Below are 23,714 nucleotides of genomic sequence, written 5' to 3' on the forward strand. Positions count from 1 at the left end.
GTCATTGCGAGCGGGGGGAAGCGTAGCAATGTCATCGAAGAACCGTCTGGACCCGATTCCGCATCCGCCGACCAAGCCGGTGGTCGGCAACATGCTCTCGCTGGACTCGGCCGCGCCGGTGCAGCACCTGACGCGGCTTGCCAAGGAGCTCGGCCCGATCTTCTGGCTCGACATGATGGGCTCGCCGATCGTCGTCGTCTCCGGCCACGATCTGGTCGACGAACTTTCCGACGAGAAGCGCTTCGACAAGACCGTGCGCGGCGCGCTGCGGCGCGTGCGCGCGGTCGGCGGCGACGGCCTGTTCACGGCGGATACCAAGGAGCCGAACTGGAGCAAGGCGCACAACATCCTGCTGCAGCCGTTCGGCAATCGCGCGATGCAGTCGTATCACCCGAGCATGGTCGATATCGCCGAGCAGCTCGTGCACAAATGGGAGCGGCTCAACGCCGACGACGAGATCGACGTCGTCCACGATATGACCGCGCTGACGCTGGATACGATCGGGCTGTGCGGTTTCGACTATCGCTTCAACTCGTTCTACCGGCGCGATTACCATCCCTTCGTCGAGTCGCTGGTGCGCTCGCTCGAAACCATCATGATGACGCGCGGCCTGCCGTTCGAGCAGCTCTGGATGCAGAAGCGCCGGAAGACGCTGGGCGAAGACGTCGACTTCATGAACAAGATGGTCGACGAGATCATCGCCGAGCGCCGCAAGAGCGCGGAAGGGGTCGACGACAAGAAGGACATGCTGGCCGCGATGATGACCGGCGTCGACCGCTCGACCGGCGAGCAGCTCGACGACGTCAACATCCGCTACCAGATCAACACCTTCCTGATCGCGGGCCACGAAACCACCAGCGGCCTGCTGTCCTATACGCTCTACGCGCTGCTCAAGCATCCGGACATTCTCAAGAAGGCCTATGACGAGGTCGACCGCGTCTTCGGGCCCAATGTCGATGCCAAGCCGACCTACCAGCAGGTGACGCAGCTCACCTACATCACGCAGATCCTGAAAGAGGCGCTGCGGCTTTGGCCGCCGGCGCCGGCCTACGGCATCTCGCCGTTGAAGGACGAGACCCTCGGCGGCGGCAAGTACAAGCTCAGGAAGGGCACATTCACCACGATCCTGGTGACGGCGCTGCATCGCGATCCCTCGGTCTGGGGGCCCAATCCCGATGCGTTCGATCCAGAAAACTTCAGCAAGGAAGCCGAGGCCAAGCGGCCGATCAACGCCTGGAAGCCGTTCGGCAACGGCCAGCGCGCCTGCATCGGTCGCGGCTTCGCCATGCACGAGGCCGCGCTCGCGCTCGGCATGGTGCTGCAGCGTTTCAGGCTGATCGACCATCAGCGCTACCAGATGCATCTGAAGGAAACGCTGACGATGAAGCCCGAGGGCTTCAAGATCAAGGTGCGTCCGCGCGCGGATCGCGAGCGCGGCGCCTATGGCGGGCCGGTCGCGGCAGCGGCTTCGGCGCCGCGGGCGCCACGTCAGCCGACTACGCGGCCCGGTCACAATACGCCGATGCTGGTGCTTTACGGCTCCAATCTCGGCACCGCGGAAGAACTCGCGACGCGCATGGCCGATCTCGCAGAGATCAACGGCTTTGCCGTGCATCTCGGTCCGCTCGACGACTACGTCGGCAAGCTGCCGCAACAGGGCGGCGTGCTGATCATCTGCGCCTCCTACAATGGGGCGCCGCCCGACAATGCGACGCAGTTCGTCAAATGGCTCGGCGACGATCTGCCGAAGGATGCCTTTGCCAACGTCCGCTACGCCGTGTTCGGCTGCGGCAACAGCGACTGGGCCGCGACCTATCAATCGGTGCCGCGGTTCATCGACGAGCAATTGTCGAAGCGTGGCGCACGTGCGGTCTATCCGCGCGGCGAGGGCGACGCGCGCAGCGATCTCGACGGCCAGTTCCAGAAGTGGTTCCCGGCCGCCGCTCAGGTCGCGACCAAGGAATTCGGGATCGACTGGAATTTCACCCGCACCGCGGAGGACGATCCGCTCTACGCGATCGAGCCGGTCGCGGTGACCGCCGTCAACACCATCGTCACCCAGGGCGGCGCGGTGGCGATGAAGGTGCTGGTCAATGACGAGCTGCAGAACAAGGCTGGCGCCAATCCGTCGGAGCGCTCGACGCGTCATATCGAGGTGCAGCTGCCGGCCAACGTCACCTACCGCGTCGGCGATCATCTGAGCGTGGTCCCGCGCAACGATCCGACCCTGGTGGATTCGGTTGCCCGCCGCTTCGGCTTCCTGCCGGCCGACCAGATCAGGCTTCAGGTCGCCGAGGGCCGCCGCGCGCAATTGCCGGTCGGCGATGCCGTGTCGGTCGGACGCCTGCTCAGCGAGTTCGTCGAGCTGCAGCAAGTGGCGACACGCAAGCAGATCCAGATCATGGCCGAGCACACCCGTTGCCCCGTCACCAAGCCGAAGTTGCTGACCTTCGTCGGCGAGGAGGCCGAGCCGCTCGAGCGTTACCGCAGCGAAATTCTGGCGAAGCGCAAATCGGTGTTCGACCTGCTGCTCGAATATCCCGCCTGTGAATTGCCGTTTCACGTCTACCTGGAAATGCTCTCGCTGCTGGCGCCGCGCTACTACTCGATCTCGTCCTCGCCATCGGTCGATCCAGCGCGCTGCAGCGTCACGGTCGGCGTGGTCGAAGGGCCGGCGGCGTCGGGGCGTGGCACCTACAAGGGCATTTGCTCAAACTATCTCGCCAACCGCCGCGCGGGCGATACGGTCTACGCGACCGTGCGCGAGACCAAGGCCGGCTTCCGGCTTCCGGATAATCCATCCGTGCCAATCATCATGATCGGCCCCGGCACGGGACTGGCACCGTTCCGCGGTTTCCTTCAAGAGCGTGCCGCGCGCAAAGCCGAAGGCGCCGCGCTCGGTCCTGCCATGCTGTTCTTCGGCTGCCGCCACCCCGATCAGGACTTTCTCTATGTGGATGAGCTGAAGGCGCTCGCTGCAAGCGGGATCACCGAGCTGTTCACCGCGTTCTCGCGTGCGGACGGACCGAAGACCTATGTGCAGCACGTCCTCGCTGCGCAGAAGGACAAGGTCTGGCCGCTGATCGAGCAAGGCGCGATCATCTATGTCTGCGGCGACGGCAGCAAAATGGAGCCCGACGTGAAGGCGGCGCTGGTCGCGATTCATCGCGAGAAGAGCGGTAGCGATGCGGCTGCCAGTGCGCGTTGGATCGAGGAGATGGGCGCGAAGAACCGCTATGTGCTGGACGTCTGGGCCGGCGGATAGCTCGGGTCGTAGGGTGGGTTAGCGAAGCGTAACCCACCGTCCTTCGGCCAATGCAGAACGAAGTAGGTGGGTTACGCCTTCGGCTAACCCACCCTACGAATTGCGATCGTGCTAAAGCACTCCCATGATTCCCTGGGAAAAGATCGACACCGCCAAAATCCCCGGCTCCGACGAGGAGCTCCGCCTGATGCGGCGGGGCAAGGAGTTTTCGATCAAGCTCGGCACCAACGAGCTGATGAACAACCGCCTGTCGGGTTCCGAGGCCGCGCTCGCAACGCTTGCGGCGAAACAGCTCGAGACGGTGGCAAAGCCCGTCGTTCTCATCGGCGGCCTCGGCATGGGTTTTACGCTGCGCGCGGCGCTTACAGTGCTCGGAAGCAAAGCGAAAATCGTGGTCTCCGAGCTCGTGCCGGCGGTTGTCGCCTGGGCGCGGGGGCCGATGGCGGAAGTGTTCGGCGACAGTCTCGATGATGCCAGGGTGAGCATCCGCGAGATCGACGTAGGCGAAATCATCCGGGCCAAGAGCGCGGCTTTCGACGCCATTCTGCTCGACGTCGACAACGGGCCGGAAGGTCTGACCCGAAAGGGCAATGACGCGCTCTACAGTGCAAGCGGTTTGGCGGCGGCGAGGACGGCGCTACGGCCGGGTGGCGTGCTTGCGGTCTGGTCGTCGGGGCCCAACCCCGCCTTCACCAAGCGCCTCGGGCGTGCCGGCTTCGATGTCAATGAAGTCGCTGTCCGCGCCACCGGCCGGGGCGGTGGCGCGCGTCATGTGATCTGGATTGCGAAGAAGAGTTAGAACATCGTGTTGTTGTTCGCCGGATTGTCCGGGATCGGCTGAACGACGTCCCAATGTTCGACGATCTTGCCGTTCTCCAGCTTGAAGATGTCGACGATCGCGTTGCCTTTGGTACCGGGTTCGCGAACCGCGTTGACATGTAGGATGACGTAGTCGCCATCGACGAATGAGCGCTTGATCTCGCTGTGCGAGTTCGGGAACTTTTCACGCAAGAAGCCGATGAACTTTCGGAAGCCCTCCGGTCCATCGGCAGCGTTCGGATTGTGCTGGACGTAACGGTCGCCAACATAGGCGAGCGCTGCGTCGACGTCCTTCTGATTGAGACCTTTCTCGTAGAAGGCCAGCACAGCTTTGCGATTGGCTTCTTCCTGCGCGCTGCCGGCCATCGCGGCGGCGCTGGTGAGGGACAGCATGAGAGCCGAAGCGGCGACCATTGCCGCGGACCGAACGGTGAGATGCATGTGAGCTCCAAGAGGCCGCGGCCCCTGTCTTGCGATTGAGGGAGGCTTCTATAGCCCTCGTGCCGTCTGACGTTAAGAGAGTAACCGTCAGCTCACATGGTCACCGCAAGGAGACCGGTGGTGTGGTTTACGCCGCTTTCGCCGCCGCACCATGCGCATGTTTGTCGATGGCGTCGATGATCTCGGGCCAGAACCGCATCGGCAGCGCATGACCCATACCCTCGATCATCAACAGCTTCGCACCCGGAATTGACTCGGCCGTGTCCTTGCCGCCCTCGGGACGGACCAGCGGATCGACGGTGCCGTGGATCACGAGCGTCGGCGTCTTGACGCCGTGCAGTCTCTCCTTGCGGCTGCCAGAGGCGAGCACGGCGCGGAGCTGCCGGCCGACGCCGGCCGGATTGAGACCGCGCGCGAAGACCCGTTCGGCCCGGCCGGGATCGAGCGCTTCCTCCTCCGGAAAGGATCCGGCGCGCAAGACCTTCCAGGTCTCGCCGAAGCGGGTGATGAACTCTTCCTTGCTGCGCGGCGGCGGCGCCATCAGCATGGCGGAGGCCTCCCGTGTCGGCGGCGGCACGCGCGGATTGCCGGTGGTCGACATGATCGAGGTCAGCGAGCGCACGCGCTGTGGAAACGACAGCGTCACCTCCTGTGCGATCATGCCGCCCATGGACGCTCCGACCAGATGCGCCGACCTGATGCCCAGCGCGTCCATCAGGCCGACCGTGTCCTTGGCCATGTCGATCAGCTTGTAGGTTGCGGCCACGGGAATCCGGAGGAAGCGAAGCTTGAGCAGCTCGAGCGGCGTCAGCCGCTTGCCGCCGGTGAGATGGCTCGACTTGCCGATGTCGCGGTTGTCGAACCGGATCACGCGAAAGCCGCGCGCGGCGAGCTGCTCACAGAACGCATCGTCCCAATGGATCATCTGCGCGCCGAGCCCCATGATCAGCAGCAGCGGCTCGGCGTTGTCGTTGCCGAAAATCTCGTAGCAGATGTCGATGCCGTTGGCGCGGAGGGTCTGGGGCGGCTGATGGGCGTTCACAGGCGTGTTCCCTTAACTTTGACCAATTTGGCTTTTGATCAATGCTGTATCGCACGGTTTCCCGCGGCAAAGAAGCCGTGTGCGCGGCACCCGCCGCTTGCCGGTTGACCGGCACCCCGCAACGGTGTGGTATGGCGGGAAAAGAAGGGCACAAGCCCTCCACATCGGGAGGATGCTGATGACCGACAAGATCACCGATCCGGTCGCCTTGTGGCAGAAGATGGTCGGCGACATGGAGAAGGGCTTCAACTCCTTCGCCACCAAGGCGATGGAGACGCCCGAATTCTCGCAGGCGATGAATCGTGCCGGCGGCGCTGCTGCAGGTGCTCAGAAGCAGTTCGGCGATCTCATGGAGAAGTACCTGCTCTCCATGAACCTGCCGAGCCGCGAGCAGATGACCGGCATCGCCGAGCGGTTGCAGTCGATCGAGGGGCAGCTCGGCGAGATCAGGTCGATGCTGAGCCAGATGTCGGCTCATTCAAGTGGATCGTCGATCGATGCCGCACCGCGGCCGCCGCGCACAAAACGTCCGCCATCCGAAGGCGGAGAGCAAAAATGAACGCGCCGACGGGACTTGATTTCGCAGCAATCCCGGAGCGCATCCAGTCCGAGGTGCAGCGCGCGATCCAGCGCAGCATCAAGGGCGTCGAATATTTTTCGACCTCCGGTCCGACGCTCGGATCGACGCCGAAGGACGTGCTGCACTCGCGCGGTACGATGAGCCTCTACCACTATCGGTCGATGTCGGACGAGATCTACCGCGTGCCGGTGCTGGTGGTCATGGCGACCACCAACCGCGGCTACATCCTCGATCTCGTGCCGGGCCAGAGTTTTATCGAGTTCCTGCTCAAGCGCGGCTACGACGTCTACATGCTCGACTGGAGCGCGCCGCGGCCGGAGGAGAAGAGCCTGCGGATGGAGGACTATGTCCTCGACTTCATCCCGGATTGCGTCCGTCGCGTGCAGGCCGATTCCGGCGAGCAGGATGTCTCCGTCATCGGCTATTGCTTCGGCGGCGTGTTGTCACTGCTCTACGGCTCGATCTTCCCGGACGGGCCGATGAAGAACTTGATCTGCTTCACCACGCCGATCGACTTCCGCGAGATGAAGCTGTTTTCGAATTTCTCCGACCGGCGCTATTTCGACGTCGATCGCCTCGTCGACAGCGTCGGCAACGTGCCGCCTGAGATGATCCTGTCGTCATTCGAGATGCTGCGTCCGGCCTCGCGCGCAGTGAGCCAGATCCAGCTCTGGGAAAACATCTGGAACGACGAGTTCGTGAAATCGTACCGGATGTTCGACCGCTGGGCGACCGACACGCTGCCGCTCGCGGGCGAATATTTCCGCACCATCACCAAGGACCTGATGTGGGACAACAAGCTGTTCAACGACACCATGTCGGTCGGCGGCCGCGCGGCGAAGCTCGAGAACATCAAGGTGCCGATGCTGCACGCGGTCGCCGAGCACGATCACATCGTCCCTTATGAGGCCGCAAAGCATCTGATCGCGAAGATCGGCTCCGCGGACAAGGAAGAGGTGATGCTGAAGGGCGGTCACGTCTCGCTGGTCGCCGGCGCCAACGCGGTGAAGCGGCTGTGGCCGAAACTGGATTCCTGGCTGGGAAAGAGATCGACATGAGTGAGCAGCGTGCCTATCCGCGTCGCGTCAAGACGGACGCCGGCGATATCGAGATCCGTCTGATGTCGCCTGCGGACGAAGCCGCGGTGCTCGCCTTCGGCAAGGGCCTGCCGACGCATGACCTGCTGTTCCTGCCGCGCAACATCAGCGAGCCGAAAGTGCTGTCCGCCTGGGTCAAGGAGATCGAGCGTGGCGCGATCCAGAGCCTGCTCGCGGTGAAGGACGGCAAGGTCGTCGGTTGCGGCACGCTGGTGCGCGATCCCCACTCCTGGTCGCCCCATGTCGGCGAGATCCGCATGGTGGTGTCGCAGGACGTCCGCGGGAAGGGGGTGGGGAAGGCGCTGTCGCAGGAGACCTTTGCGCTTGCGCTCGGGGCCGGGCTGGAAAAGCTCTCGGTCCAGATGACGGTCGACCAGCAGGCGGCGATCGCGCTGTTCGAGAGCCTCGGCTTCAAGGCCGAGGCGCTGCTGCGGGACCATGTCCGGGATGTCGCCGGCAAGACCCATGACATCGTCGTGCTCGGCCACAACATCGCGCAGGTCCAGGCCCAGATGGAGGCCTATGGGCTGCCAGGCGCCGTCCAGCACTAGAAGCGCCGTCCGGCACTGGGTCATCATCCGGCGACCAAAAACCGGAAAACAACCCCATGCACAGTAGGGGTTGGCTACGAAGGCATCAGAATGCCTCCCGTTAAGGCTGTTCACGGTTTCGTGATATCGCAGTGCAATAAGAATATTGCATCGCACAATTAACTATGCCATATAAGCCGTGCCCCGGGCCAAAACCGGACGGGGTGAGCCCATAGCTCAGCCCAATGAGGATGGAGAGACCCCAATGACCACCGAAACCAACACCGCTTTCGAAGGCTTCAAGGACGCGTTCAAGAACATCCAGAACCTGGAAGTTCCCGAAGCGGCCCGTGAGTTCGTCAAGAAGACTGCCAACACTGCCAAGGACCGTGCTGCCGAGGCTTTCGCTGGCTCCGAGCGCGTGACCGCCGCCGTCGAGAACGCGGTGACCGAGTCCGTCGCCGAGGCCGGCAAGATCAGCCGCAACATCCAGCAGGCGATCTATGACGACGCCCAGGCGTTCTTCGCCGGCATCGACCAGCTCGCGTCCGCCAAGTCGTTCAGCGAAGCCGTCGAGATCCAGTCGAGCCTGCTCCGCGCCCGCGGCGAAACCTTCGTCTCGCGCGCCAAGGCGACCACCGATTATCTCGGCAAGCTCGCCGCCAACGGTGCGAAGTCCGCTCAGGACAACTTTGCCAAGGTCTACACCAAGACCGCCTGATCCGGCGCCCTGAGTCCAAACTGAAATTTGAGGCCCGCTTCGGCGGGCCTTTTGTTTTTTGCGCTGCCGTCATCGCGAGGTTCGAAGCGCCGAAGCAATCCAGAGGCTTTCTGCGGAAAGAGCCTGGATTGCTTCGCTTCGCTCGCAATGACGAGTAGGGTGACGCAGTGATGAATCCACCCGCCAGCTTCTCCTTTGATACTCCGGGCGATGCCGAACGCGCGGCCGAGTTGCGCCGCGTCAAGGCGCTGGCGACGCTGGTGCTGGCATCGACATTGGCGCTGTTCATCGTCGCGAAGTGGCTGTTGCCCGTGCACCCCGTGTTCGGCTTCATCGCCGCCTTCGCGGAGGCTGCAACCATCGGCGGGCTCGCCGACTGGTATGCCGTGGTCGCGCTGTTCAAGCGGCCGCTGGGCCTGCCGATCCCGCACACCGCGATCATCCAAAGCAACCAGGCTCGCATCGCCGACAAGCTCGGCGAGTTCATCCAGGTCCACTTCCTCGAGGCCGGCCCGGTCGAAGCCAAGTTGAATGAGATCGACTTTGGCTTCTTCGTTGCCGACTGGCTGCGCGACCGCAAGCGCAGCGACGATCTTGCGCGCTTCGCGTTGCGCCTTCTGCCGGAAGCCGTCTCTGCAACGGAAAGCTCCGGCCTGATGACCTTCATCATCCGGCGCATGTCCTCGCAACTCCAGGCGATCGATCTCGCGCCGCTCGTCGCCGGCACGCTGCGTGGCTTCGTTGCGGAGGGGCGGCACCAGATCCTGTTCGACGATCTCCTGCGCGTGATGCACGAGACGCTGAACCAGAAAGAGACGATGGCGATGATCCGCGAGAAGGTGCGCGCGGAGTTGCCGACCCTGCTCAAGCTCTATCGCGCCGACAAGTTTCTGGTGACCAAGATCGTGTCGTCGGCGACCGCCTTCTTCAATGAAGTGCGCAGCGATCCCAAGCATCCGTTCCGCGGCGAGTTCGACCGCATGGTGCTGAGCTTCGTCGACCGGCTCGGCACCGACCAGGCCTATGTCGATCGCATCGACGGATTGAAACGCGATCTGCTGGCGCGTCCCGAGCTTGCCGATCTGGCCCGCACCGTCTGGACCAACACGCGCTCATTCATCGAGCGCAGTGCGTCCGGTGAAACGCAGGTGCTTCAGCATCATCTCGCCGGGATGTTCGTTTCGGCCGGCGATGCGCTCGCCGGCGATGCCGAGCTGCGTGGCGAGATCAACAAGGGCCTGGTGACGGTGCTGCGCAGTTTCGTCGCCGACCAGAAGAGCGGCGTCTCGACCTTCATCTCCGACCAGGTCAAGGCATGGGACATGGCGCAGCTGATTTCGCTGATCGAAATCAACATCGGGCGCGACCTGCAATACATCCGCTTCAACGGCTCGCTGATCGGCGGGCTCGCTGGTCTTGTGCTCTACTCCGTAGAATTCCTGCTCCGATTGTTGTGACTTTTGCGTCACGCCCGTTAGCATTAACGCGCAGGCCTATTGTGGCGTCGTGCTGCAGCGGGTTGAATGTCGGGAACCGGCCGCCTAGCTGATTCATGTTGCGCTGCGGAACGTTCAAGAAGCCGGCGTATTGGAATCCATGCCCATTGCCGGCATCGCGGCCGGCGGGCTCTTCAGGAATTCTTGCCCAAGGGATCCATTGATGACCGCTACTGCCCAGACGCTGCGTCCGCCGTCCCGTACTCTGATGTTTCTGGAAGGGCGCGCGATCCACGAGTTCGGTGCATTCCTCGGCGCGCTGCCGCTCTTGAGCCTCGCGCCGCGCGGCGATGGGCATCCGGTGCTGGTGCTGCCGGGCCTGGTGGCCTCCGACGTCTCCACGCGTGCACTGCGCTCGTTTCTGACCAGCAAGGGCTATGCGGTGAGCGGCTGGCGTCAGGGCCGCAATTACGGCCTGCGCGAGGGCGTGCAGCACGCGATGGTCGATCTGGTCGAGGAGCTCAGCGACAAGCACGGCCGCAAGATCAGCCTGGTCGGCTGGAGCCTGGGCGGTCTCTATGCGCGCCAGCTTGCCAAGATGATGCCCGAGCGCGTGCGTCAGGTGATCACGCTCGGCAGCCCCTTTGCCGGCGATCCCCGGTCGACCAATGCATGGCAGGTCTATGAGTGGGTAAGCGGGCAGAAGTCTGATCGGGTCGATCCTCAGTTCGGCGGCGAGCTTGCCGTGCCGCCGCCGGTGCCGACCACCGCCATCTTCAGCCGCACCGATGGCGTCTGCGCCTGGCAAGGCTGCATGGAGAAGGCGGGCGCGCAGACCGAGAGTATCGAGGTCGAGAGCAGCCATTGCGGCATGGGCCATCATCCCGCCGTCGTCTATGCCGTCGCCGACCGTCTCGCGCAGAAGGAAGGCCAGTGGCGGCCGTTCGATCGCAGCGGCTGGCGCAGCCTCGTGTATCCCGATCCGCACAGGTAGAAAGCGCATGCGCGGCTGCTTATCCTGGTAGAGGACAGTCACCTTGGGTGCTTGGGGAACTGGCGTTTTTGATAACGATGGCGCCTGCGATTTCGCATTCACTGTTGCTGAGGGCGGTGGCATCGACACCTTGACCGAAGCAATCGATCGTGTGGCATCGATTGGAAATGGTTACCTTGAAGCTCCGGACGCTGAGGATTGCCTTGCTGCCGCCGACATCATTGCGAGATTGAGGGGGAGTCCCGGGGAGCAGACGGCGTATACAGCCAAGATAGATTCGTGGATCGCCAACTCGAAGGCCACGATTTCGGATGAGTTGGCAGAGAATGCCAAACGGTCAGTCGCCCGAATTCTCGTCGAACCTTCCGAGCTCCTCGAACTCTGGGGTGAGTCTCGAGATTTCGACGATTGGAAGCGTCGCGTAGAGGAAGTGATCCTACGCCTCTAGACTGCCTGCCGTGCTGCCAAGGAAGCGACATCCCATTGATTGGATTGTTCGCCCCACGCAAATCGCGCTATGCGTGAAGCATGGCGCATCCGCTCTCTCGCATTATCGACCAGCTCAAGCGTGAGCCGTCACGCACGGGCTCCATCGTCATCACCATGTTCGGCGATGCCGTCGTGCCGCGCGGTGGTTCGGTGTGGCTTGGCACGCTGCTGGCGTTCTTCGAGGGCCTCGATATCGACGGCAGCGTGGTGCGCACCGCGATGTCGCGGCTCGCTGCCGATGGCTGGCTGACCCGCGAAAAGGTCGGTCGCAACAGCTTTTATCGTCTGGCCGAGAAGGGCCGCGAGACGTTCGAGGCCGCGACGCGCCACATCTACGATCCGCCGCCGTCGGACTGGACCGGTCGCTTCGAGCTGCTGCTGATCGGCAATGGCTGGGATCGCGATGCCTCGCGCGAGGCGCTGCGCGATGCCGGCTTCGGCAGCCCTCTGCCTGGCGTCTGGGTCGCTCCGTCGGGCGTTCCGGTGCCGGAGGAGGCTGCGGGCGCCATCCGGCTCGAAGTCTCGGCTGAGGATGACAGCGGGCGCCGCCTGCTCAGCGCGAGCTGGCCGCTGGAGCGCACTGCGGATGCCTATCTGAAGTTCATGAAGACGTTCGAGCCGCTGCGCGCCGCGATCGCGCGCGGCACGGTGCTATCGGAGGCCGATGCCTTCACCGCGCGCATCCTGCTGATCCACTATTACCGCCGCGTCGTTCTGCGCGATCCGCTGCTGCCGGAGAGTCTTCTGCCGGCGGATTGGCCGGGCAGAGCTGCCCGCGAGCTCTGCGGCGAGATCTATCGCGCGCTGCTGGCGCCGTCCGAACAATGGCTTGATAGCCATGGAACCAACGAGAAGGGGGCGCTTCCGCCGGCGAGAAAGCTTCTGGAGAGGAGGTTCGAGGCCTGATTTATATGTTACAGAAATATCTTGCATGAAGTAATTTTTGTTATATATTGCCTCCCAACAAAACGGGAGGATGCGCATGTATACCCAGGCGCTGAACACGGCCGAGACCGACGATCGCGGTCTTGAGGACGCGGCCAAGGCCGCGCAGTTCCAGGCTCGCATCGATGCCGAAGAGCGCATCGAGCCGAACGACTGGATGCCGGCTGCCTATCGCAAGACGCTCACCCGCCAGATCTCCCAGCACGCTCATTCCGAAATCGTCGGCATGCTGCCCGAAGGCAACTGGATCACGCGCGCGCCGACGCTGCGCCGCAAGGCGGCGCTGCTCGCCAAGGTGCAGGACGAATGCGGCCACGGGCTCTATCTCTATGCGGCTGCCGAGACGCTCGGCACCTCGCGCGAGGAGCTGGTCGACGCCATGCTGGCCGGCAAGGCCAAATATTCCTCGATCTTCAACTATCCGACGCTGACCTGGGCCGACATCGGCACCATCGGCTGGCTGGTCGACGGCGCCGCCATCATGAACCAGATTCCGCTGTGCCGCTGCTCCTACGGTCCCTATGCGCGCGCCATGATCCGCGTCTGCAAGGAGGAATCGTTTCACCAGCGCCAGGGCTACGAGATCATGCTGACGTTGTGCCGCGGCTCGGACGAGCAGAAGGCGATGGCGCAGGACGCACTGGACCGCTGGTGGTGGCCGGTGCTGATGATGTTCGGCCCGCCGGACGCGACCAGCCAGCACAGCGACACCTCGACGAAGTGGAAGATCAAGCGCTTCTCCAATGACGAGCTGCGCCAGAAGTTCGTCGATGCCACGGTGCCGCAGGCGCAATATCTCGGCCTCACCATTCCCGATCCCGACATGACCCAGGATGCCGATGGCCACTGGCGCTATAGCGAGATCGACTGGACCGAATTCAAGCAGGTGCTCGCCGGCAATGGCCCCTGCAATCGCGACCGCATGGCCGCGCGCCGCAAGTCGCACGCCGAAGGCGCCTGGGTGCGCGAGGCCGCTGCCGCCTATGCAGCCAAGCGCGCGCAGCGCCAGACCGCGCAAGCTGCGGAATAAGGAGATCGATATGGCCACGCCGAATACGCCGCTGTGGGAAGTCTTCATTCGCAGCCGCAACGGGCTCGCGCACAAGCATGTCGGCTCGCTGCATGCAAGCGATGCCACCATGGCGCTGCAAGCCGCACGCGACATCTACACCCGCCGCGGCGAGGGCCTGTCGATCTGGGTCGTGCCGTCGACTGCGATCACCGCGAGCGACCCCGCCGAGAAGGGCATGATGTTCGAGCCGGCGGAATCGAAGATCTACCGGCATCCGACGTTTTATGAGGTGCCGGAAGAAGTGGGACATATGTGATGCCCGCCGCAAACATCCAGGTCTCCGAAACGCCACTCGTGCTCTACGCCCTGCGTCGCGCCGACGATGCGCTGATCCTCGGGCACCGGCTGTCGGAATGGTGCGGGCACGCGCCGATGATGGAAGAGGACATGGCGCTCTCCAACATCGCGCTCGACCTCATCGGGCAGGCCCGCGAGCTCTACAGCTACGCCGCCAAGACCGAAGGCAGGGATAACGACGAGGACAAGCTCGCCTATTTGCGCGACGTCAGGCAGTACCGAAACCTGCTGCTGGTCGAGCAGCCGAACGGCGATTTCGCCCAGACCCTGGTGCGGCAGTTCTTTTATTCGGCCTTCGCCGATCTCTACTGGCGCGCCATGATGACCTCGCGCGACGCGACGCTCGCGGCGATCGCCGCCAAGTCGGAGAAGGAGAGCGCCTATCATCTGCGCCATGCCTCGGAATGGATCATCCGGCTCGGTGATGGCACGGAAGAAAGCCACGTCCGCGCGCAAGCCGCGATCGATCACCTCTGGGCCTTCACGGGCGAAATGTTTGCCGTCGATGAAGGTGAGCGTGCCCTGATCCATGCCGGCATTGCCGTGGATCCCGGCACCTTGCGTGGCCGCTGGCTGACGACACTGTCCGATGTCGTTGGTGAAGCAACGCTTCACTTGCCCCAAAACGACTGGATGCAGCAGGGTGGCCGTGCAGGCCGCCACAGCGAGCATCTCGGCCATCTGCTGTCCGAGCTGCAATCGATGCAACGCACTTTCCCGGGGCAGGCATGGTGACGGTGCTGGAGCACGAGAGCGAGTTGCACCGGCGCGCCTGGGACGCGGCGGGGAGCGTTGTCGACCCCGAAATTCCGGTGCTGACCATCGCCGATCTCGGCGTGCTCCGCGATGTCGTTCTCGACGGCGATCAGGTCGAGGTCGCGATCACGCCGACTTATTCGGGCTGTCCGGCCATGAACATGATCGCGCTCGAAATCGAGATCGCGCTGGAACGCGCAGGCTTCCGCGAGCCCAAAGTGCGCACCGTGCTGTCGCCGGCCTGGACCACCGATTGGATGAGCGAAGAGGGACGCCGGAAGCTGCACGCCTACGGCATCGCGCCGCCGCAATCGTCACACTCGCGTCGCGCGTTGTTCGGCGAGCAGGCCATCACGTGCCCACAATGCAATTCGAGGGAGACCGAGCTGCTGTCCGAATTCGGCTCGACCTCCTGCAAGGCGCTTTGGCGCTGCAAGTCCTGCCGTGAACCCTTCGACTATTTCAAGTGTCATTGACCATGTCAGCAGCCGCACCGCGCTTCCATCGCCTGGCCGTCAACGATCTCCGCCGCGAGTCGTCGGACGCCGTTTCGATGACGTTCGCCATCCCGCGCGAACTTGCCGACGACTATGCGTTCAGCCCCGGCCAGTATCTCACGCTGCGCACCACGCTCGACGGTGAGGAGGTGCGCCGCTCGTACTCGATCTGCTCGGGCCCCGACGACGGCGAAATCCGCATCGCCGTGAAGAAAGTCGACGGCGGCGCGTTCTCGAGCTGGGCGGCAGACGAGTTGAAGCATGGCGACGAGCTCGACGTCATGACGCCGACGGGCCGTTTCGGCGTCGTCTCTCCGGCCGAAGCCGGGCGCATCCATGTCGGCTTTGCCGCAGGCTCCGGCATTACGCCGATCCTGTCGATCGTCAAAGGCGTGCTGGCGCGTGAACCGGACAGCCGCTTCTTCCTTTTCTACGGCAACCGCGCGACTGACAACATCATGTTCCTCGAGGCGCTCGAGGAGCTGAAAGACCGCTTCATCGACCGCCTCTCGATCTTCCATGTCATCTCCGGCGAGGAGCAGGACATCCCGATCCTGCATGGCCGGCTCGATGGGGACAAGGTGAGGGTGCTGTTGCGCTCGCTGGTGCCGGCCGAAAGCGTCGATCACGTCTTCGTCTGCGGGCCATCAGGCATGAGCGACGAGATCGAGGCGACTTGCCGCGACCTCGGCATCGCTGACGATCGCATCCACGTCGAACGCTTCGTGTCCGAGTTCGGCGGCAAGCCGCGACCGAAGAAGGCCGTCGCCGCCGATGTGCCGCCGAAAGCGATCGCCTCCCTGATCATCGATGGCAAGCGGCGGGATGTGCCGGTTGCCGAGGACGAGGCGATCCTCGATGCTGCGTTGCGCGCCGGCGTCGATCTTCCCTTCGCCTGCAAGGGCGGCATGTGCTCGACCTGCCGCGCCAAACTGGTCGAGGGCGAGGCGCCGATGGACCTCAATTATTCGCTGGAGCCGTGGGAGCTGAAGGCCGGCTTTGTGCTCACCTGCCAGGCCAAGCCATCGTCGGAGCGGGTCGTGGTCGATTACGACCACGTTTGACAGTGTTGGCCAACCAGCAGAACATCATGAGCAAGCAATTGGCCGGGAGAAGCGCGTGAACGTCAAAGCCGCCCTGTCGCCTGAAGATGTTGCCCGCGCCTGCGCCGATGCGATGTGGGCGGAGGACGATGCCTCCAAGGGCCTCGGCATGGAGATCGTCGAGGTCGGCCCGGGCTATGCGACGCTCGCCATGACGGTGCGGCCGGACATGGTCAACGGCCAGCGCATCGCACATGGCGGCTTCATCTTCACGCTCGCCGATTCCGCGTTCGCTTTTGCCTGCAACTCCCACAACGATCGTGTGGTCGCCGCACAAGGCCAGATCACGTTTATCAAGCCCGGCAAGCTCGGCGACCGCCTCGTTGCGAAGGCACGCGAGGTCACCCGAAGCGGCCGCTCCGGCATCTACGACGTGCGCGTCACCGCAGGCGACACCGTCATCGCAGAATTCCGCGGGCATTCGCGTGTCATTCCCGGCACGTGGCTGCCGGCGCAAGACCAATAAGCAGAAGAACACATCAATGTGGGGAGACGAAGATGGCTTCGACGAAGCCCAGGGAAGGCGGCCACGTCTATAGGGCTGAGCTGGATGCGCAGGAGCGCGCGTCGCGCGACGAGATCATGGCGTTGCAGAAGCAGCGCCTGGCCTGGTCGCTGAAGCACGCCTACGACAACGTCGCGCATTATCGCAACGCCTTCGACAAGGCCGGCGTGCATCCGTCCGACTTTCGCGAGCTTTCCGATCTCGCAAAGTTTCCGTTTACGGTGAAGACGGATCTCCGCGACAACTACCCCTTCAACATGTTCGCCGTGCCCCGCGAAAAACTGGTGCGCGTGCATGCGTCCTCCGGCACGACGGGTAAACCGATCGTGGTCGGCTACACCCGAGCCGACATCGAGACCTGGTCGGAGGTGATGGCGCGCTCGATCCGCGCGGCCGGCGGTCGCACCGGCATGATCATCCATAACGCCTATGGCTATGGTCTCTTCACCGGCGGTCTCGGCGTGCATTACGGCGCCGAGAAGCTCGGCTGCACCGTGGTGCCGATCTCCGGCGGCATGACCGAGCGGCAGGTGCAGCTCATCAACGACTTCAGGCCCGACATTATTACGGTGACGCCGAGCTACATGCTGGCGATCCTCGACGAGTTCAAGCGGCAGAAGCTCGATCCACGCCAGTGTTCGCTCAAGGTCGGCATCTTCGGCGCCGAGCCCTGGACCAACGCCATGCGCGGCGAGATCGAGGACGCCTTCGACATGGATGCGACCGACATCTATGGCTTGTCCGAAGTGATCGGCCCGGGCGTCGCGCAGGAGTGCATCGAGACCAAGGATGGCCTGCACATCTGGGAGGATCATTTTTATCCCGAGGTGATCGATCCCGTGACCGGCGCTGTGCTGCCGGACGGCGAGAAAGGCGAACTGGTGTTCACCTCGCTCACCAAGGAAGCCTTTCCGGTGATCCGCTATCGCACCCGCGATCTGACGCGGCTGTTGCCGGGCACGGCGCGACCGGGCATGCGGCGGATGGAGAAGGTGACGGGCCGCTCGGACGACATGATCATCCTGCGGGGTGTCAACCTGTTTCCGACCCAGATCGAGGAGGTGCTGCTGGCCACCGACTGGTGCGGCGGCCACTTCATCCTCGAACTGACCCGCGAAGGCCGCATGGACGAGCTGACCATCATCGCCGAGGCACGCCCCGAGAGCTGGGATGGCAGAGGCCTCGTCGACCACGCCGAGCGAATCTCGACCCATATCAAGAACACGATCGGCATCAGCTCGAAGGTGCAGGTGGTCGCGCCCGCGACGCTGGAGCGCTCGCTCGGCAAGGCCAAACGGCTCTACGACAAGCGGCCGAAAGATTAAGTCTCCACCCTCATGGTGAGGAGGCGCGTAGCGCCGTCTCGAACCATGCAGGCCCGGCCGCTGCGGGGCCTTCATCCTTCGAGACGCCTGCTTCGCAGGCGCCTCAGCGACTGTGTTCTTCGTCAAGCGGGTTGCCATGGTTTTCGATCCCTGAGCATGGCGTTGAGGATGGTGAGGAGCTTGCGGGCGACCGCGATGAGGGCGACCATTTTCGGCTTACCGGCGCTCACGAGGTGACGGTAGAAAAGCTTGAGCTGCGGGTGGCATCGGATCGCCGAGAGGGCAGCCATGTAGAGGGCCGCCCGCAAGGCAGTTCGTCCACCGCCGATCTTGCTCCTGCCTTTCCATCGGCCGGACTGGCGAACGAAGGGAGCAAGGCCGGCAAGGCTTGCGATCTGACGCCGGTTGAGGGTGCCGAGTTCGGGCACCTCGGCAAGGAAGGTGCGTGCGAGTGTATTGCCGACCCCCGGGAAGGTGATCAGCAAATCTTCTTGGTCCCGCCAGGCCGGCGAGCCCCGTACCAGCGTGTCGATGTCGTTGTCGATGTCCGGCAGCTCCTTCTCGAGGACCTTGATGTGGCGGGCAAGGCTCTTGCGGACGCGAACATTCTCCACCCGCTTCTCGCGCTGGCGTTCGGCGACGATCATCTCGATGATCTGCCGGCGTCGGGCAACCAGTTCGGCCAGCAAGCGAGCTTGCTCGTCCGGGACGGGACGCAGGGCGGGCTTCACCGCCTCAACGAACCGTGCGATCACCGCGGCATCGATCGGATCGGACTTGGCGCGCTGGCCAATCGCCTGCGCGAAGTGCCGGATCTGGGCCGGATTGATGACCGCCAGCGGCAACTGGGCGCCGGCCAGTGCTGCCGCGACCACCGTCTCGAAGCCGCCAGTCGCCTCCAGCCCAATCAGGCTCGGCGAACAGGCCGCAAGCCGCGCAACAAGATCTTCCAAGCCCTTGCCGTCGCGCGCCACGGCAAACACTTCTCCGCTCGGACGCATATGAACATCCAACCGGTCCTTAGATACATCTATGCCAACATAGATCGCGTCCATCTGCACCCATCCTTGCGCAACCGGGCTCGCCAGGCGGCCCTCGCGACTGTTCGGGTTCGATGGAACAACGGACGGGGCGCCGCGCTGAGGCACGGGCTTCATAGCCCTTGGATGAAGCGGTCTCCCGTCCGTTACCGCACCGGCTATCTTAGCCGATCTGGCGCGATCTGACTTACAAGGATGAGGGGAGGCGGTTGACTTGACCGCCCCCAAAGGCGACAAGGCCGCGAGAAATCGCGGGTCTTTTCCATGTCGCCAGCCGATACCAAAACCGTCGAGGCGCGCTGTGTCCGCCTCAATGCCAAGGCCGAAAACGCCGCTGCGATTGCGCCCGGCGTCGAGCGTCATACGCTCACGCGCGGCCCGAACGATCTCCTGATCGAGGTGAAGGCTGCCGCCGTTAACCCGTCCGACGTCAAGGCTGCCACGGGGCTGATGCCCTATGCCGTGTTCCCGCGGACGCCGGGTCGTGACTACGCCGGCGTGGTGATCGACGGGCCGGCCGGCACGGTCGGTCGCGAGGTGTTCGGCTCGTCCGGCGATCTCGGCATTCGCCGCGACGGCACCCATGCGAGCCATCTCGTCGTCGAAGCTGATGCCGTGGTGGAGAAGCCGAAGACGGTGTCATGGGAGGAAGCTGCCGGCATCGGCGTGCCCTTCGTCACCGCGATGGAAGGCTTTCGACGCGCCGGCATTCCAAAGCCCGGCGAGACGGTTCTCGTGTTCGGCGTCAATGGCAAGGTCGGGCAATCAGCGGTGCAGATCGCGACGTGGCAAGGCGCACGCGTGATCGGCGTGGTGCGCAAGGCGGAAGCCTATGAGGGCCATAGCAACGCGTCGCTCGAGGTGATCGACGCCTCCGCAATCGATGTCGCCACACGCGTGCGCGAATTGACCGGCGGCAAGGGCGCCGACATCGCCTTCAACACGGTCGGCGATCCCTATTTCCAGGCCGCGCACAAGTCGCTCGCGCTTCGTGGTCGCCAGATCCTGATCGCCGCGATCGACCGCATCGTGCAGTTCAACATCCTCGAATTCTATCGGGGCCAGCACACCTATGTCGGCATCGACACGCTGGGCCTGTCGTCGATCGCGACAGGCGGTGTGCTGCGCGATCTCGGTCCGGGCTTTGCGAGCGGTCACCTCAAACCGTTCCCGATCAAGGCGAATGCGGTCTATCCGCTCGAACGCGCCAGGGAGGCCTACGTCGCGGTCGCCGGCTCCTCGCGGGATCGCGTGATCCTGAAGCCGTAATCATGGAGCCGTCCGCCCAACTCGTCATCCTCGCCGGCCTCGTCATCGGCCTCATCTATGGCTCCGTCGGCCTGCTCAGCGGCTTCTGCCTGATGAGCAGCATGCGCGGGTGGCTGGCGGAGGGGGACGGGCGGCTGGTTCGGAGTTATGCGTTGGCAATTGCCGTTGCGGTCGCCGCGAGCCAATTGCTCGCCGGCAAAGGCATGGTCGATCTCGGCAAGTCGATCTACCTGCAAGCAACCTTCTCGGCGCCGGTGCTGTTTCTCGGCGGCCTCCTGTTCGGCTACGGCATGGTGCTGTCGAACGGCTGCGGCTCGCGCGCACTGGTGCTGCTCGGGCGCGGCAATCTTCGCTCCTTCGTCGTCGTGATCGTGCTCGCCATTGCGGCGCAGATGACGCTGAAGGGTTTGATTGCGCCGGCACGTATTGCGCTGGTTCAGGCTTCCCAAGCGACGTTCAGCGCCAATTCGCTGCCCACACTGCTCGCGATGCTTGGTCTCAGCGAAGCCGTTGGGCGCGCGCTGGCCGCTGCCGCGATCATCATTGCGTTGATCCTGTTTGCTTTCGCCCATCCGGCGTTTCGCCGTTCGCCGGGCCAGATTGCGGCGGGCGTCATCGTCGGCCTTCTCGTCGCCGGCGGCTGGTACGCCACCGGCTATCTCGGCGCCGATGATTTCAATCCGGTCCCGGTGACGTCGCTCACTTTCATCGCGCCGATCGCCGACAGCCTGCAATACGCGATGCTGTCGACCGGCCTGACGCTCAACTTCGGCATCGCAACGGTGGCCGGTGTCTTCTCCGGCAGTCTGGTGACGGCGCTCGCGACGGGCCGCTTCCATCTCGAAGGCTATTCATCGCCACGCCATATGCTGCGCTCGGCCGGTGGTGCCGCGCTGATGGGGATCGGCGGCGTGATGGCATTCGGCTGCTCGATCGGGCAGGGGCTCACCGGCGTCTCGACGCTCGCAATAGGCTCGTTCATTGCGGTCGCCGGCATCCTGCTCGGGACAAGTGCAGGCCTGCGCGGTGTGCTGCGCGTTCAGCCGCTCGCGGTGGCCTGACGGCGCAGCAGCCGGTCGCCCAGCGTGGCCAGGCCAATGCCGGTCACGATCAGCGCGGCTGCAATGACAAGGCTCATCTCGATCGGCTCACCCAGCAATATTGCCGCGCTGGCGATACCGACGAGCGGCGTCCCGGTGGTGCCGAGCGCCGTGGTCAGGGCCGAAATGCTCTTGTTGACCATCGACATCGCCCAGTAGGCCAGCGCTGTTCCGATCAGGCCGGAATACAGGAATAGCAACACAAGCTTCCAGGACCATTCCGCGTGCGGCACGCCGTCGGTGACCAACGCCGAGCCGGTCAGGATGATCGTTGCCACCAGCACCTGCCAGATCAGAAGCTGGAGCGGGGACGCGATCCAGCGATGCGCGCGGATATAGATGATGTTCGCGGCCCAGGAGATCGCGGCCAGGATCACCATGCCTGCGCCGAGCACGACGTTGGCGTTGGTCCAGTCGATCGACGTCGGGTTCAGGATCACGGCTAGCCCGATCAGTCCGAGTAGGGCACCGACGAGCTTCGGTGCGGTCAGGGTCTCTTTTCCCAGCAAGGGTGCCGCGATCGCCACCCAGAGCGGCGTGGTGTAACCGAGCACGATGGCCTTGCTCGCAGGCAGAAAGCGTACGCCGGCCGCAACCAGGACCGAGAAGATCGTCATGTGCAGCAGCGCCACACTCAGGACCACGGGAATGTCGCGCCGCTCCGGGATCACCAGATTGTTGCTGAGGCCAAGGATCACGAACAAGCCGGCGAGCGCGATCCAGCTCCGGATCGCCGACGTCCAGAGGGGCGGAAGGAATTGCACGAGCTGCTTGGTGATCGACCAGTTCACGCCCCAGGCCAGCACGACGATCAGGAACAGGCCGATGGCCGTGCGCGGGGCGAGGGACGAGTTCATCGCAGAATCCTTGAAGCTGTGCGGTCTGCGGGATAGCATCCCGTCTGGCACCTGAAAAAGTGCCAGATCTGAAAGGAATAAGGTGCCAGTTTCCGAAAGCATGATCGCCGGTCTGATCGACCTAGATCGGGCCGACGATGACGGGCTGGTGGCTCAGCTCACCGGCCAGCTCCGAAGCCTGATCGCAACCGGCCGGCTCGCCAAAGGCCGCGCGTTGCCGTCGAGCCGCCGGCTTGCGAGCGATCTCGGCGTCTCCCGTAACACCGTCACCTATGCGTTCGAGCAGCTCGCCGCCGAAGGTTATCTCGAGGCGTCGCACGGCCGTCGTCCTGTGGTGACGGTCGACGGCGGGGAACGCATCGAAGGGTCGGCCGCGACTGCATCCGGCATTCGCTCCGCCAAGCCGCAGCTCTCGCCCTGGGCATCGAAGCTCAGGCAGACGGATTGGCCGATGTCTTATCAGGCGCCGCTCAAGCCGTTGCGTCCGGGACATGGGGATGCGCGGGAGTTTCCGAACGAGGTCTGGGCGCGCTGCCTGCGCCGCAGCGCTGTGCGCGCGGGCAAGCGTGAGCTCGGACCGGTCAACCGAACGCGCCTGCGCGAGGCGCTGGCGCACTATCTGGCGACCAGCAGAGGCGTTCGCGCGACCGCAGACCAGATCCTGATCCTGCCGAGTGCGCAGGCCGCGCTGACCCTGATCGCGGCCGTTCTGATCACGCCGGGTGACGAGGTCTGGGTCGAAGATCCCGGTTATCCCGGCGCCGCAGCCGCCTTCCTTGCGTCAGGGGCGCATGTCACCGGCATGAGACTGGACGAGCAGGGCATGCAGCGGATGCCGGGGACAGCCGCGCCAAAACTCATCTTCATGACGCCATCGCATCAGCATCCGACCGGGCGGTTGATGTCTCTTGCACGCCGCACGGAATTCCTTGGCATGAGCCGGCCCGGCAAGACCTGGATCGTCGAGGACGATTACGATGGCGAATTCCACTATGACAGTCGGCCGGTGCCGGCCCTGCAGGGCCTCGATGCGCACGGTCGCGTGTTCTATGTCGGCACGTTCTCGAAGGCGATGACGTCGGATATCCGGCTCGGCTATCTCGTCGTCCCTCCAGCGCTGGTCGGCACTCTGGAGATTGCGCAGCGGCACATCGGCCTGATCGCGTCCAGCCACATCCAGGAGGCGCTGGCCGAATTCATCGCGGACGGGCATTTCCTCGCGCATCTCCGCCGGATGCGCCGGCTCTATCACGCGCGGCGCGATCACCTCGTCGCGGGACTGGAGCGTCATCTCGGCGAGGCCCTCTCGGTTGAGGCGCCCTCGGGCGGCATCCAGCTCGTCGCCCGCCTCAAGCGTGGCCGTGCCGATCAGGCGGCGGTGCAACGCTTGGTCGACGCAGGCGTTGAAACGCGGGCGCTATCGAGCCTGGCGCTGGCCAAGCCGCGCGATCATGGCTTGCTGCTCGGCTTCGCGGCCTGGCGCGAGAGCGAGATCAGCGCGGCGTTGCGGGCAATGGTGTCGTGCTTCTAGCGC

At 64.1% G+C, this 23,714-nt stretch carries 24 protein-coding genes; 20 read left to right on the forward strand and 4 right to left on the reverse strand.

The window, feature by feature from the left end:
- The first annotated feature begins 28 nt into the window (after positions 1 to 28).
- Both NLM31_RS14300 and NLM31_RS14305 read left to right on the forward strand, forming a co-directional pair.
- A complete protein-coding gene (locus NLM31_RS14300) occupies positions 29 to 3,265 on the forward strand; it encodes a bifunctional cytochrome P450/NADPH--P450 reductase (protein WP_254192642.1) in 3,237 nt (1,078 codons plus the stop codon).
- Between the two features lie 124 nt (positions 3,266 to 3,389).
- The gene (locus NLM31_RS14305) at positions 3,390 to 4,064 is read left to right on the forward strand and encodes a spermidine synthase (protein ID WP_254192643.1); all 675 of its coding nucleotides are present in this window, start codon (positions 3,390 to 3,392) and stop codon (positions 4,062 to 4,064) included.
- On the opposite strand, the gene NLM31_RS14310 is transcribed toward NLM31_RS14305, so the two are convergent.
- Positions 4,061 to 4,525 carry a nuclear transport factor 2 family protein gene (locus NLM31_RS14310; protein ID WP_254129980.1) on the reverse strand — a complete coding sequence of 155 codons (465 nt, stop codon included), beginning with the start codon at positions 4,523 to 4,525 and terminating at the stop codon, positions 4,061 to 4,063. The genes NLM31_RS14305 and NLM31_RS14310 overlap by 4 nt on opposite strands.
- A gap of 127 nt (positions 4,526 to 4,652) precedes the next feature.
- Positions 4,653 to 5,567 carry an alpha/beta fold hydrolase gene (locus tag NLM31_RS14315; protein ID WP_254129981.1) on the reverse strand — a complete coding sequence of 305 codons (915 nt, stop codon included), beginning with the start codon at positions 5,565 to 5,567 and terminating at the stop codon, positions 4,653 to 4,655.
- A gap of 178 nt (positions 5,568 to 5,745) precedes the next feature.
- On the opposite strand from NLM31_RS14315, the gene NLM31_RS14320 reads away from it, so the two are divergent.
- The 15 genes from NLM31_RS14320 to paaK all read left to right on the forward strand — a co-directional run bounded on the left by NLM31_RS14320 (position 5,746) and on the right by paaK (position 17,914).
- Positions 5,746 to 6,126: a hypothetical protein gene (locus NLM31_RS14320; protein WP_254129982.1), complete on the forward strand. Its 381-nt coding sequence runs from the start codon at positions 5,746 to 5,748 to the stop codon at positions 6,124 to 6,126.
- Positions 6,123 to 7,205, forward strand: coding sequence for an alpha/beta fold hydrolase (locus NLM31_RS14325; protein ID WP_254192644.1), 1,083 nt, complete (start codon positions 6,123 to 6,125; stop codon positions 7,203 to 7,205). Before NLM31_RS14320 ends, NLM31_RS14325 begins: the two co-directional genes overlap by 4 nt.
- Positions 7,202 to 7,795 (forward strand): GNAT family N-acetyltransferase, encoded by a 594-nt coding sequence (locus tag NLM31_RS14330; RefSeq protein ID WP_254129984.1) that lies wholly within the window; start codon positions 7,202 to 7,204, stop codon positions 7,793 to 7,795. The genes NLM31_RS14325 and NLM31_RS14330 overlap by 4 nt, the downstream gene beginning before the upstream one ends.
- 244 nt (positions 7,796 to 8,039) lie before the next feature.
- Positions 8,040 to 8,495 carry a phasin gene (locus NLM31_RS14335; protein ID WP_254192645.1) on the forward strand — a complete coding sequence of 152 codons (456 nt, stop codon included), beginning with the start codon at positions 8,040 to 8,042 and terminating at the stop codon, positions 8,493 to 8,495.
- Between the two features lie 170 nt (positions 8,496 to 8,665).
- Positions 8,666 to 9,952, forward strand: coding sequence for a DUF445 domain-containing protein (locus tag NLM31_RS14340; protein ID WP_254192646.1), 1,287 nt, complete (start codon positions 8,666 to 8,668; stop codon positions 9,950 to 9,952).
- 202 nt (positions 9,953 to 10,154) lie between these two features.
- Positions 10,155 to 10,925 carry a triacylglycerol lipase gene (locus tag NLM31_RS14345; RefSeq protein ID WP_254192647.1) on the forward strand — a complete coding sequence of 257 codons (771 nt, stop codon included), beginning with the start codon at positions 10,155 to 10,157 and terminating at the stop codon, positions 10,923 to 10,925.
- Positions 10,926 to 10,968: 43 nt separating this feature from the next.
- Positions 10,969 to 11,373 carry a DUF4259 domain-containing protein gene (locus tag NLM31_RS14350; protein WP_254129988.1) on the forward strand — a complete coding sequence of 135 codons (405 nt, stop codon included), beginning with the start codon at positions 10,969 to 10,971 and terminating at the stop codon, positions 11,371 to 11,373.
- An 80-nt stretch (positions 11,374 to 11,453) separates the two neighbouring features.
- Entirely contained in the window at positions 11,454 to 12,320 is an 867-nt protein-coding gene (gene paaX / locus NLM31_RS14355; RefSeq protein WP_254192648.1) for a phenylacetic acid degradation operon negative regulatory protein PaaX, read from the forward strand.
- A gap of 76 nt (positions 12,321 to 12,396) precedes the next feature.
- On the forward strand, positions 12,397 to 13,389 hold the full coding sequence (gene paaA / locus NLM31_RS14360; RefSeq protein ID WP_254192649.1) for a 1,2-phenylacetyl-CoA epoxidase subunit PaaA: 993 nt from the start codon (positions 12,397 to 12,399) through the stop codon (positions 13,387 to 13,389).
- Positions 13,390 to 13,399: 10 nt separating this feature from the next.
- Positions 13,400 to 13,687 carry a 1,2-phenylacetyl-CoA epoxidase subunit PaaB gene (gene paaB, locus NLM31_RS14365; RefSeq protein ID WP_008136594.1) on the forward strand — a complete coding sequence of 96 codons (288 nt, stop codon included), beginning with the start codon at positions 13,400 to 13,402 and terminating at the stop codon, positions 13,685 to 13,687.
- Positions 13,687 to 14,463: a 1,2-phenylacetyl-CoA epoxidase subunit PaaC gene (gene paaC, locus NLM31_RS14370; protein WP_254192650.1), complete on the forward strand. Its 777-nt coding sequence runs from the start codon at positions 13,687 to 13,689 to the stop codon at positions 14,461 to 14,463. Before paaB ends, paaC begins: the two co-directional genes overlap by 1 nt.
- Positions 14,457 to 14,960, forward strand: coding sequence for a 1,2-phenylacetyl-CoA epoxidase subunit PaaD (paaD, locus tag NLM31_RS14375; RefSeq protein ID WP_254192651.1), 504 nt, complete (start codon positions 14,457 to 14,459; stop codon positions 14,958 to 14,960). Before paaC ends, paaD begins: the two co-directional genes overlap by 7 nt.
- A gap of 2 nt (positions 14,961 to 14,962) precedes the next feature.
- A complete protein-coding gene (paaE, locus tag NLM31_RS14380; protein WP_254192652.1) occupies positions 14,963 to 16,045 on the forward strand; it encodes a 1,2-phenylacetyl-CoA epoxidase subunit PaaE in 1,083 nt (360 codons plus the stop codon).
- Between the two features lie 55 nt (positions 16,046 to 16,100).
- Positions 16,101 to 16,550, forward strand: coding sequence for a hydroxyphenylacetyl-CoA thioesterase PaaI (gene paaI, locus NLM31_RS14385; protein ID WP_254129994.1), 450 nt, complete (start codon positions 16,101 to 16,103; stop codon positions 16,548 to 16,550).
- Positions 16,551 to 16,582: 32 nt separating this feature from the next.
- Positions 16,583 to 17,914, forward strand: a complete 1,332-nt coding sequence (gene paaK, locus NLM31_RS14390; protein WP_254192653.1) for a phenylacetate--CoA ligase PaaK — start codon at positions 16,583 to 16,585, stop codon at positions 17,912 to 17,914.
- Positions 17,915 to 18,036: 122 nt separating this feature from the next.
- On the opposite strand, the gene NLM31_RS14395 is transcribed toward paaK, so the two are convergent.
- Positions 18,037 to 18,969: an IS110 family transposase gene (locus tag NLM31_RS14395; RefSeq protein ID WP_254130737.1), complete on the reverse strand. Its 933-nt coding sequence runs from the start codon at positions 18,967 to 18,969 to the stop codon at positions 18,037 to 18,039.
- A gap of 249 nt (positions 18,970 to 19,218) precedes the next feature.
- Between NLM31_RS14395 and NLM31_RS14400 the strand changes: the two genes are divergently transcribed.
- Positions 19,219 to 20,223, forward strand: a complete 1,005-nt coding sequence (locus tag NLM31_RS14400) for a zinc-binding alcohol dehydrogenase family protein (protein WP_254192654.1) — start codon at positions 19,219 to 19,221, stop codon at positions 20,221 to 20,223.
- Positions 20,224 to 20,225: 2 nt separating this feature from the next.
- Positions 20,226 to 21,284, forward strand: coding sequence for a YeeE/YedE family protein (locus NLM31_RS14405; protein ID WP_254192655.1), 1,059 nt, complete (start codon positions 20,226 to 20,228; stop codon positions 21,282 to 21,284).
- On the opposite strand, the gene NLM31_RS14410 is transcribed toward NLM31_RS14405, so the two are convergent.
- Entirely contained in the window at positions 21,263 to 22,180 is a 918-nt protein-coding gene (locus NLM31_RS14410; RefSeq protein ID WP_254129997.1) for a DMT family transporter, read from the reverse strand. The genes NLM31_RS14405 and NLM31_RS14410 overlap by 22 nt on opposite strands.
- Positions 22,181 to 22,280: 100 nt before the next feature.
- Between NLM31_RS14410 and NLM31_RS14415 the strand changes: the two genes are divergently transcribed.
- On the forward strand, positions 22,281 to 23,711 hold the full coding sequence (locus NLM31_RS14415; protein ID WP_254135325.1) for a PLP-dependent aminotransferase family protein: 1,431 nt from the start codon (positions 22,281 to 22,283) through the stop codon (positions 23,709 to 23,711).
- Positions 23,712 to 23,714: the final 3 nt, after the last annotated feature.

Source organism: Bradyrhizobium sp. CCGUVB4N, assembly GCF_024199945.1.
Taxonomy (GTDB): Bacteria; Pseudomonadota; Alphaproteobacteria; order Rhizobiales; family Xanthobacteraceae; genus Bradyrhizobium.